This is a genomic window from Streptomyces sp. IBSBF 3136, assembly GCF_036815105.1.
Classification (GTDB): domain Bacteria; phylum Actinomycetota; class Actinomycetes; order Streptomycetales; family Streptomycetaceae; genus Streptomyces.
This window is the reverse complement of record NZ_JAJSZC010000027.1, coordinates 40,643-51,273: the sequence shown is the minus strand read 5'-3', so window position 1 is coordinate 51,273 and position 10,631 is coordinate 40,643. Positions and strand designations below refer to the sequence as shown.

The window sequence follows — 10,631 nt, the reverse complement described above, 5'->3', positions numbered from 1 at the left end:
GTGGGTAGGCGGTCAGGTGGAGGGTCGACTCCAGTTCGGCGAGGGTGGGGCGGGCCGACGGGTCCTTGCTCAGCAGGGCGGCGAGGAGGGAGCGCAGCGGGCCCGGGGACGAGGGGAGTTCGGGCTCCTCGTAGAGGACGGCGTGCAGCGTCGCCAGGGTCGTGTCGCGGGAGAACGGGGAGTGGCCCGCCAGCGCCGCGCAGAGGGTCGCTCCCAGGGACCACAGGTCGGACGGCGGGCCCTGGCGCCGGCCGGAGATCCGCTCGGGGGCCATGTAGTCGGGGGAGCCGACGAGCATGCCGACCATGGTGAGGGCCGTGGCGTCCTGGATCGCGGCGATGCCGAAGTCGGTGAGGACCACCCGCCCCGCTCCGGCGGTCCCGGCCTCGACCAGGACGTTCCCCGGTTTGATGTCCCGGTGCAGCACCCCCCGCGCGTGCACCTGGCGCAGCGCCGCCACGAGACCAAGACCGATGCGCGCGGTCTCGCGCGGGACGAGCGGGCCCTCCTCCGCCATGAGCCGCTCCAGCGACCGGCCGGGGACCAGTTCCATGACGATCCAGAGGCGTTCGCCCTCGTCCACCACGTCGTAGACGCGCACCACGTTGGGGTGGTCGATCCGCGCCGTCGCCCGCCCCTCGCGCAGGGTGCGTTCGCGGCGGGTGCGGATGTCCTCGGCGTCGGGTCCGTCGATGCGGATCTCCTTGACCGCGACCAGCCGGTCGAGTATTTCGTCGACGGCCCGCCACACCCGCCCCATTCCCCCCTGGCCGATGCTTTCGACCAGCCGGTAGCGCGCGTTCACCAGGAGCCCCGGAATCCCACCGGCTCCCGGCCCTCCCGCTTTCCCCATAATTCCCGGCAATGCGTCGCACCCCCCTTGTAGACCGCCCGTGATGAAACACAACGGTCACACTTCACGCCGTACCAGCATAGTGCGGGTAAATCTTGTGGTACCTCTTCAAGTACTGCGAATTCAGGCGCAGTCCAGGGGGAAGCAAGGGGGACGAACATGAGTTCTCGGCTCAGGGCGGGCATCACGGGAGCGCTGGTCACGGCATCTTTCTCGGCCGTGTTGGTGCTTTCGTGGACGGCTGCCGCCGATGACCAGGGACCGGGGAGCGAGAAGGGGGGAAAGGTGGTCGACGAGGCACCGGCGGGAGTGCGGCTGCGCACCCTGCTGCCGGAGCGGATCTCGGTCGACAACCGTTCGAAAAGGACGGCGATTACCGCCACGGTGAAGAACGAGGGAACCAAGGACAGCGACGGCGTCCGGCTTTTGGTGGTCGGATTCGACGGACTGCGGATCACAGGCGTTCAGGGCTGCTCGGCGATCGCGGAAAAGAACCTGCCGGAAGGTTCGAACAGCGGTTTCAGTTGCCCGGTCGGCCGGCTCGCGGCCGGGAAGTCCAAGTCGTACGCGGTACGGGCCGGCTACGACCTGCGCAAGTCCGGGAAGATCTGTCTGCCCGTGCAGACGGCGGACGGGAAGAAGACCTTCTGGCAGCAGGGCCCGGTGCCCTTCGGCACGAACAACCCGTCGCCGAACGCCCCGGCGACCCCGCTGCTCCTCGGCACCGACAACAAGCCGGCCGCACCGGGCGGCGACGAGCTGCCGAAGACCGGTGTGGGGCGTGACGTGCTGCCCCTGGGCGCCTCCGGCGCCGCGCTGATCGCGGCCGGCGTGTGGTGGTCCCGGCGCGGGCGGCAGGAGGTCTGACCGAACGCGCGGCGGCCGCACACCCCCGACGCGGAACGTGGGGGTGTGCGGCCGCTGTGCGTCAGGAGCCGGCCGAGGGCGGCCGGGCCCGCCGCGGCGAGGTCCGCGGTGTCCGCTGTGTCAGCGGTTGCGGGCGATCTTCCAGGCGGCGGGCAGCGCACCCATCGCCAGGGCGGCCTTCAGGGCGTCGCCGATGAGGAACGGGGTGAGCCCGGCCGCGATCGCCTGGCCGGCGGACATGCCGGTGGCCAGGGCCAGGTAGGGGACGCCCACGGCGTAGATGACGGCCTCGCCGAGGACCATCGTGCCCGCCATGCGCAGCGGGGAGCGGTCGGCGCCGCGGCGGGCCAACGCGCCCACGAGCGCGGAGGCGAGCAGCATGCCGAGGACGTAGCCGAAGGAGACGGCGCCGTAGCCGGAGCTGCCGCCCGCGAACCACGGCACGCCGACGACACCGGCGACGGCGTAGAGGGCGAGGGAGAGGAAGCCGCGGCGGGCGCCGAGCGCGGTGCCGACGAGCAGCGCGGCGAAGGTCTGGCCGGTCACCGGGACCGGGGAGCCGGGCACCGGCACCGACAACTGGGCGGCGAGACCGGTGAGGACGGCACCGCCGACCACGAGGGCGACGTCGCGCACCCGGGTCGCGGGGAGGAGATCGGCGAGGACTGCGCCGGGGCGGACGGCGGCGGTGGCGGTGCTCATGGGGACTCCGCGGAAGGTGTGGGCACGGGGGAACACGGCGACGCTATACCGGTGTCCGGGCACTGATCACCGTCAGCGCTCGACAAAGGCGGAGAGGAAGCCTTGGTGGGCTCCGCACAAAGGATGCGGGTTACACCCGGTACGGCGTGATACCGGTCACTGAGGTGGAGTGGCCCGTGGTACGCGGGAGGGGTGACGACCCGTCTGTAGGGTTCCCCCAAAGGCCCGGTGGGTGTCTCGCCCGTCGGTCGCCGTCTGGGCAGCGCGGGGGCGGTTTGCTAGCTTCGAACGCATGGTTGCCCAGGCCCGGAACTTCACGTCGCGTCGCTATGTCGACCTGCGACGCCAGGGCACGGCCACCTGTCGCCGCCCGGGATAGAGGCGGCCCCCCGGGGACGCCTCTCCTTCCGAGACGTGTCGGCTCCGTTTCCCGAGGACGGCTTCTCCATGCCCCGTACCGCGGCATCCACCCTTGCCTCCCCCGTGCCCCGCGCCGCCGGCAGCGACCGGCGGCGTACGAGTGCCAGCGTCGTGCTGCGGTCCGTGCTGGAGCACGGACCGGTGGCGCGCAGCACCATCGCCCGGCTGACCGGGCTCTCGCCCGCGTCGGTGACCGAGCACTGTGCCCGGCTGGCCGGGCTCGGGCTCATCCGCGAGGACGCGGCGCCCCGCCGCTCGGGCGGGGTCGGCCGGCCGCACGTGCCCGTCGACCTCGACGGTGAGCGGTTCGTGGTCGGCGGCGTGCACGTGGCCGTGCCGTACACCACGGTCGCACTGCTCGACCTGCGGGGCCGGGTGGTGGCCGAGCGGCGGCTGACGCACGAGGGGACCGATCCGGTCCGGGTGCTCGACCGGGCCGCCGACGCACTTGCCGCGCTGCTCACCGGGGTGCCGGGCCGCCGGCCGCTCGGGATCGGGGTCGCGGTCGGCGGCTGGGTGGACCGGGAGACGGGCACGGTGGTCGAGCACGGGCTGCTGGGCTGGCGCGAGGTGCCGGTGCGGGAGCTGCTCGGCGCGCGCGCCGGGCTGCCGGTCCATGTGGACGGCCACGCGCGGGCGTTGGTCCACGGTGAGCGGATGTTCGGGCGGGCCAGGGGCAGCCGCAGCGTGCTGCACCTGTTCGTGGGCAACATGGTCGACGCGGCGTTCGCCACCAACGACGAGGTGCACCACGGGCCGCGTTCGGCGGCCGGGGCGATCGCCCATCTGCCGGTGCCGGGCGGCGCCGAGCCCTGCGCGTGCGGCCGTACAGGCTGCCTCCAGGCGGAGCTGAGCGAGCGGACGCTGTGCCTGCGGGCCCGGGCGGCCGGGGTGAGCGACGGGGTGAACCCGATGCGGGTGGTGGCCGCGGCTGCGGCCGGGGACACGGTGGCCCGGGGGCTGCTGGTGGAGCGGGCCCAGGCGACCGGACGGGCCGTCGGACTGCTGCTCGACGTGCTCAATCCGGAGACGGTCGTGGTCACCGAAGTCGGTGTCATCCACTTCGAGGACTGCCTGAGCGCGCTGCGGGACGCGGCCGGAGACAGCCGTGCGGCCACCGTACTGCCGACGAGTTTCCCGGATTCCGTGCTGGCGGTGGCCGGCGGATCGGTACTGCTGGACGGACTGTTCCGCGATCCGTTGAGCGTGTCACCAGAGGGTATTTAATTCAGTACCTCGGAATATTGACAGGGGACACCAATGGCAAGGAACATGCTGGTCATGAGCCTGCTTACGAGCTGTCGCACCCTTTGTTGCTGACACATTGCCGCGCGTGAAGCGCGTGTTTCCGGCTCCTTTCATTTTCCTTTCTTCCGGTCTCGCGTACCGGAATTCTGCCTGCCTTTCCCCTCCTTTCCTCCGGGGAGTACTCCCATGCACCGTCGTGTCTTTCTCACCTCTCTGCTGGGCGCGTCCGCCGCCGCCGCGGGCCTCAGCGGCTGCGCCAAGGGCGACGCGTCCGCCGACACCAAGGCGGCCGCCACCAAGCCGCTCGCGGACAAGGTGCCGGCCGGCACCAGCCTGAAGATCGCCTCGTACCAGAACACGCAGCAACTGCAGTTCCGGCTGGCCAAGCTGCCCGCACTGCCGTTCACGGTGTCCGACTGGGTGAACCTCGGCGCCGGCCCGGACATCATCAACGCCTTCCGCGCCGAGTCCCTGGACCTCGCCAACAACGCGGGCATCCCGCCGATCCAGGCGCACTACCAGGGCTTCGACGCGAAGATCGTGGCGATCGACATCACCCGCAAGCCCAACTACGTGTTCGCCACCAAGCCCGGCAGCGACATCCGCTCCGTGCAGGACTTCAAGGGCAGGAAGCTCGCCTTCTCTCAGGGCCAGGCCCAGGGTGTCGTGCTGCTGCGGGCGCTGAAGAAGGCCGGGCTGAAGTACGACGAGGTGAAGCTGGTCCCGCTGACCAGCAACCAGTTCCTGACCGCTCTGCAGTCCGGCCAGGTGGACGTGGCCCCGCTCGCGAACAGTCAGGCGCCCGCCTATCTGAAGCAGTACGGCTCCAAGGGGGCCCGCACGATCACCACCGACGTCGTCGACCTGCTCAACCTGCTCTGGGCGCCGCAGTCCGTGCTCGCCGACCCGGCGAAGGCGGCGGCGATCGCCGCCTACATCCCCCAGTGGGCCAAGGGCCAGGTGTGGCAGTACGAGCACCCGGACGTGTGGAACGAGGAGTTCTACGTCAAGACCCAGAACCTGACCCCGGACCAGGCGAAGTCCATCTCGGCGCTCGCCAACAAGCCGCTCTTCCCGCCGCGCTGGGACGAGGCGATCGCGTGGGAGCAGGAGACGGCCGACCTGCTCGCCGAGGGCGGGTTCGTGAAGAAGTTCGACGTCTCCTCGCTCTTCGACCACCGCTTCGAGCCCCTCGCCGCCCGGGCCGTACCGGCGGAGTACCGGAAGTGAGCGCCGTGACCACGACGACGGCCGCCGTGGCGGCGCCCGACGCCGCCGAACTGCCCCAGGTGCGCCGGCGCAGGCGCCTGTCCCCCGGCCGCCGGCTGCCCGCCGCCCGGCTGGCCGGGCCGCTGCTGGTGCTCGCCCTGTGGGCCGCCGCCTCGGCGGCCGGGACGCTGGACACGGGCGCGATCCCGGCGCCCTGGACGGTGCTGCGGACCGGCGCCCGGCTGTGGACCGACGGCACGCTGCCGACCGACGTGCTGACCTCGCTGCAGCGGGCCGGGGCGGGCTTCGTGATCGGCCTGATCGCCGGGATCGTCCTGGCGCTCGCCTCCGGTCTCAGCCGGACCGGGGAGGCGCTGATCGACGGGACCGTGCAGCTCAACCGGGCGATACCGACCCTCGGCCTGATCCCGCTGTTCATCCTCTGGCTGGGCATCGGGGAGACCTTCAAGATCGCCATCATCGCGATCGTCGTCTACATCCCGATCTACCTGAACACACACGCCGCGCTGTCCGGCATCGACAGCCGGTTCGTCGAGCTGGCCGAGGTGCAGGGCCTGTCGAGGCTCGGGTTCGTCCGCCAGGTGGTGATCCCCGGCGCGCTGCCCGGATTCTTCGTGGGGCTCCGGCTCGGCGTCACCGGCTCCTGGCTCGGCCTGGTGGTGCTGGAGCAGATCAACGCCACCAGCGGCCTCGGCTACCTGATGTTCCAGGCGCAGAACTACGGCCAGAGCGACGTCATCCTGGTCGGCCTGCTGATCTACGGGGTCTTCGGCCTGGTCTCCGACAGCGTGGTCCGTCTCGTCGAACGGAGGGTGCTGTCATGGCGCCGCACACTGAGCAGCTGACCCGTCCCGCCGTACGGCTGCGCGGCCTGACCCGCTCGTTCGGGGACCGCACCGTCCTCGACGGCATCGACCTGGACCTGCCGGCCGGGCAGTTCACGGCCCTGCTCGGGCACAGCGGCTCGGGCAAGTCGACCCTGCTGCGGGCGGTCGCCGGACTCGACCACGGGGTGGCGGGCGGCGGGCGGCTCACCGCGCCCGAGCGGGTGTCGGTGGTCTTCCAGGACTCCCGGCTGCTGCCCTGGCGCCGGGTGCTGGACAACGTCCTACTGGGCCTGGACGGCAAGGACGCCGCCGAACGCGGCCGGGCCGCGCTGGCGGAGGTGGGCCTGGAGGGCCGCGAGCGGGCCTGGCCGGGTGAGCTGTCCGGCGGTGAGGCGCAGCGTGCCGCGCTCGCCCGCTCCCTGGTCCGCGAGCCCGAACTCCTGCTGGCGGACGAGCCGTTCGGGGCGCTGGACGCACTCACCCGGATCCGGATGCACAACCTGCTGCGCGAGCTGTGGAAGCGCCACCGGCCGTCCGTGCTGCTCGTCACCCACGACGTGGACGAGGCGATCGTGCTCGCCGACCGCGTGCTCGTCCTGGACCGGGGCCGGATCGGCCTCGACCTGACCATCGACCGGCCCCACCCGCGCTCCTACCGCGAGCCGGTGCTGGGCGAGTACCGCGAGCGGCTGCTGGCAGCCCTCGGTGTCACGGAGGACCACACATGACCCGCCTGCTCCACCTGAACGCGTTCCTGATGAACACCGGTCACCACGAGGCCTCCTGGCGGCTGCCGGAGAGCGATCCCTACGCGCACGTCGACCTCGCCCACTACGTGCGGCTGGCCCGGACCGCCGAACGCGGCACGTTCGACTCGCTGTTCCTCGCCGACGGCCCCCAGCTGTGGAGCAACCTCGCCCAGCGCCCGGCCGGCGCCCTGGAACCGCTCACCCTGCTGACCGCGCTGGCGACGGCCACCGAGCAGATCGGTCTGATCGCCACCGCGTCCACCTCCTACAACTCCCCCTACAACCTGGCCCGCAAGTTCGCCTCGCTGGACATCATCAGCGGCGGCCGGGCCGGCTGGAACATCGTCACCACCGCGGGCGCCGAGGCCGCACGCAACTTCGGCCTGGACGCCGAGCCCGCGCACGCCGAGCGCTACGCCAGGGCCGCCGAGTTCCTGGACGTGGCCTTCAAGCTGTGGGACAGCTGGGAGGACGACGCGGTCGTCGCCGACAAGGCGGCCGGCGTCTGGGGCGACGACGGCAAGATCCACCCTCCCCGGCACCAGGGCGCCTACTTCAGCGTGGCGGGCGCGCTCAACGTGCCCCGCTCCCCGCAGGGCTACCCGCTGCTGGTACAGGCCGGCTCCTCGGAGGACGGCAAGGCGTTCGCCGCCCGGTACGCGGAGGCGGTCTTCACCGCCCAGCAGACCCTGGCCGGCGCCCAGGCCTTCTACGCCGACCTCAAGACCCGCACCGAGCGCGCGGGCCGGAACCCCGAGCACATCAAGGTGCTGCCCGGCATCGTCCCGGTGCTCGGCTCGACGGAGGCCGAGGCGCGGGCCGCCGAGCGGCTCCTGGAGGACCACATCGTGCACACGCACGGCGTGGACCGCCTGGAGAACCTGCTGCGGCTGGCGCCCGGCACGCTGGAGCTGGACGCCCCGCTGCCCCGCGACCTGCCGCCGGAGTCCGCCATCGAGGGCGCCAAGAGCCGCTACACGCTCGTCGTGGAACTCGCCCGCAGCGAGCGGCTCACCGTGCGGCAGCTCATCGGCCGGCTCGGCGGCGGGCGCGGGCACCTCACCGTCGCCGGGACGCCCGAGCAGATCGCCGACCGGATCGAGACCTGGTTCACCCAGGGCGCCGCCGACGGCTTCAACATCATGCCGCCCGTGCTGCCCTCCAGTCTCGATGCGTTCGTCGAGCACGTGGTGCCGATCCTGCGCGCCCGCGGCCTGCTGCGCACCGCCTACGGCCCGGAGCGGACCCTGCGGGAGCGCTACGGCCTGCCCCGCCCCGCCAACCAGTACCTGACCCCCGCGTTCGCCTGATCCGCCCGAGAGGAAACCCCATGTCCATCGAGATCACCAAGGTCACCGCGCGCATCGGCGCCCAGGTCTCCGGCGTCGACATCACCGCGCCGCTCGCCCCGGAGGAGGTCACCGCGATCCGCGAGGCCCTGAACGTCCACAAGGCGCTCGTCTTCGACGCCGGCGCGCTGGACGACGCCGGACAGCAGGCGTTCGCCCGCCACTTCGGCGACCTGACCACCGCGCACCCGACGGTCGGCGCGGTCGACGGCGCCCCGAACGTGCTGCCGGTCGACAGCGAGCGGGGCCGCGCCAACCACTGGCACACCGACGTCACGTTCGTCCTCAACCCGCCGCAGGCCAGCACCCTGCGCTCGCTCACCGTCCCGCCGTACGGCGGCGAGACCCTGATCGCCGACGCGGCGGCCGCCTACCGCGACCTGCCCGAGCCGCTGCGCCGGCTGGCCGACACCCTGTGGGCGGAGCACACCAACGACTACGACTACGCGGTGCCGGACGAGGAGATCGACGACGAGAAGGCCGCCCAGCGCGCGCAGTTCACGTCCATCAAGTTCCGCACGGCGCACCCGGTGGTCCGGGTCCACCCGCTGACCGGGGCACGCGGTCTGTTCATCGGCGGGTTCGCGCAGCGGATCGTCGGTCTCTCGGTGGGCGAGTCCCGCAAGGTCCTCGACCTGCTCCAGTCCTACGTCACCCGCCCGGAGAACGTGCTGCGCCACCGCTGGTCGGAGAACCAGCTGGTGCTCTTCGACAACCGGATCACCCAGCACTACGCCATCGACAACTACGACGGCGCGCCGCGCCGGCTGCACCGGGTGACCGTCGCCGGTGACGTCCCGGTCGGGATCGAGGGCAAGGAGAGCTACTCGATCGAGGGGGACGCGGCGCACTACACGCCGGTCGCGGCGTAACGGTCTTCTCACCCTCCGCAGGGCGGGTGTCCGGATAGTGGGCGGCCCCTTCGCGTCAGCGGACGGGCCGCCCAGACTGTGGGGCGTTTTTGCCCCTCTATCGCAGGACGTGCCGCGCCATGCCCAGCAGCACCACCCGGGAGACGCCCCCGCAGCAGCGGTCGGACGCCCCGGACGCCCCCCTGTCCCACGGCCTCAAGCAGCGCCACCTGTCGATGATCGCCCTCGGCGGGGTGATCGGCTCGGGCCTGTTCGTCGGCTCCGGCGCCGGCATCGCCGCGGCGGGGCCGTCCATCGTGGTCGCCTTCGCCCTGTCCGGCCTGCTGGTGATGCTGGTGATGCGGATGCTCGGCGAGATGTCGGCCGCGTACCCGTCCTCGGGTTCGTTCTCCGCGCACGCGGAACGGGCGATCGGCCCGTGGGCGGGCTTCGCCGCCGGCTGGTCGTTCTGGGTGCTGCTGTGCACGGCCGTCGGCATGGAGGGCATCGGCGCCGCGAAGATCGTCCAGGGCTGGCTGCCGGGCACGCCGCAGTGGATGTGGGTGGCGCTGTTCATGGTGGTCTTCTGCGGCACCAACCTGGCCGCGGTGAAAAGCTTCGGTGAGTTCGAGTTCTGGTTCGCGGCGCTGAAGGTCGGCGCGATCAGCCTCTTCCTGGTGCTCGGCGCGCTGGCCGTCGCCGGTGTCCTGCCCGGCACGGACTCCCCCGGCGCCTCGAACCTGACCGACTTCCTGCCGCACGGCAGCGAGGGCCTGGTCATCGGCCTGCTGGCGTCCGTCTTCGCCTACGGCGGCCTGGAGACGGTCACCATCGCGGCCGCCGAGTCCGAGGACCCGGTGCGGGGCGTGGCGAACGCCGTGCGCACGGCCATGTGGCGCATCGCGCTGTTCTACGTCGGCTCGATGGCTGTCGTGGTCACCCTGGTCCCCTGGGACTCCGAGGAGATCGTGACGAAGGGCCCGTACGTCGCCGCCCTCGACCACCTGGGCATCCCCGGCGCCGGCCAGCTGATGAACGTGGTCGTGCTGGTCGCCCTGCTCTCCGCGATGAACGCCAACACCTACGGCTCCTCGCGCATCGCCTACTCGCTGGTGCGGCGCGGCATGGGCCCGAAGGCGCTGGCGAAGGTCTCCGGCGGGGTGCCGCGGGTCGCGGTACTCGTCTCCTCGGTCTTCGGCTTCACCTGCGTCCTGCTCAGTTACTGGCGGCCGAACGACGTCTTCGCCTGGCTGCTGAACATGATCGGCGCGGTCATCCTGGTCGTCTGGATCTTCATCGCGGTCTCCCAGCTGGTGCTGCGCCGCCGCATGGAGCGGGAGTCGGGGGAGCGGCCGGCCGTCCGGATGTGGGGGTTCCCGTGGCTGACCTGGGTCGCGCTGGCGGGCATGGCGGCGATCTTCGTCCTGATGGCGCGGCAGCCCGGCACCCGGGTGCAGCTGTACTCGACGGGTGGCATGACGCTGGTCCTCGCGGCCGTCGGATACGTCCGGCAGCGGGCGCGCGCCGTGCGCTGA

Annotated in this window: 10 protein-coding genes; 8 read left to right on the top strand and 2 right to left on the bottom strand. The window is 71.9% G+C overall.

What is annotated here, in order from left to right; genetic code table 11:
• Positions 1-760: serine/threonine-protein kinase (locus tag V7E45_RS08890; RefSeq protein WP_333773554.1), on the bottom strand; the 760-nt coding region annotated here is incomplete at its 3' end.
• Positions 761-1,012: 252 nt separating this feature from the next.
• Here V7E45_RS08890 and V7E45_RS08885 point away from each other — a divergent pair.
• Complete coding sequence (locus V7E45_RS08885) at positions 1,013-1,720, top strand: LPXTG cell wall anchor domain-containing protein (protein ID WP_333773552.1); 708 nt, start codon at positions 1,013-1,015, stop codon at positions 1,718-1,720.
• A gap of 120 nt (positions 1,721-1,840) precedes the next feature.
• On the opposite strand, the gene V7E45_RS08880 is transcribed toward V7E45_RS08885, so the two are convergent.
• Positions 1,841-2,422, bottom strand: coding sequence for a biotin transporter BioY (locus V7E45_RS08880; protein ID WP_333773551.1), 582 nt, complete (start codon positions 2,420-2,422; stop codon positions 1,841-1,843).
• A 447-nt stretch (positions 2,423-2,869) separates the two neighbouring features.
• Between V7E45_RS08880 and V7E45_RS08875 the strand changes: the two genes are divergently transcribed.
• The 7 genes from V7E45_RS08875 to V7E45_RS08845 all read left to right on the top strand — a co-directional run bounded on the left by V7E45_RS08875 (position 2,870) and on the right by V7E45_RS08845 (position 10,631).
• Positions 2,870-4,069, top strand: coding sequence for an ROK family transcriptional regulator (locus tag V7E45_RS08875; RefSeq protein WP_333773550.1), 1,200 nt, complete (start codon positions 2,870-2,872; stop codon positions 4,067-4,069).
• 207 nt (positions 4,070-4,276) lie between these two features.
• Complete coding sequence (locus V7E45_RS08870; protein ID WP_333773549.1) at positions 4,277-5,320, top strand: ABC transporter substrate-binding protein; 1,044 nt, start codon at positions 4,277-4,279, stop codon at positions 5,318-5,320.
• Positions 5,317-6,165, top strand: a complete 849-nt coding sequence (locus tag V7E45_RS08865) for an ABC transporter permease (protein WP_333773548.1) — start codon at positions 5,317-5,319, stop codon at positions 6,163-6,165. The genes V7E45_RS08870 and V7E45_RS08865 overlap by 4 nt, the downstream gene beginning before the upstream one ends.
• The gene (locus tag V7E45_RS08860; protein ID WP_333773547.1) at positions 6,141-6,875 is read left to right on the top strand and encodes an ABC transporter ATP-binding protein; all 735 of its coding nucleotides are present in this window, start codon (positions 6,141-6,143) and stop codon (positions 6,873-6,875) included. Before V7E45_RS08865 ends, V7E45_RS08860 begins: the two co-directional genes overlap by 25 nt.
• Positions 6,872-8,206 carry an LLM class flavin-dependent oxidoreductase gene (locus V7E45_RS08855; protein WP_333773546.1) on the top strand — a complete coding sequence of 445 codons (1,335 nt, stop codon included), beginning with the start codon at positions 6,872-6,874 and terminating at the stop codon, positions 8,204-8,206. The genes V7E45_RS08860 and V7E45_RS08855 overlap by 4 nt, the downstream gene beginning before the upstream one ends.
• 20 nt (positions 8,207-8,226) lie before the next feature.
• Positions 8,227-9,117, top strand: a complete 891-nt coding sequence (locus V7E45_RS08850) for a TauD/TfdA dioxygenase family protein (RefSeq protein WP_333773545.1) — start codon at positions 8,227-8,229, stop codon at positions 9,115-9,117.
• Positions 9,118-9,236: 119 nt separating this feature from the next.
• Entirely contained in the window at positions 9,237-10,631 is a 1,395-nt protein-coding gene (locus V7E45_RS08845; protein WP_333773544.1) for an amino acid permease, read from the top strand.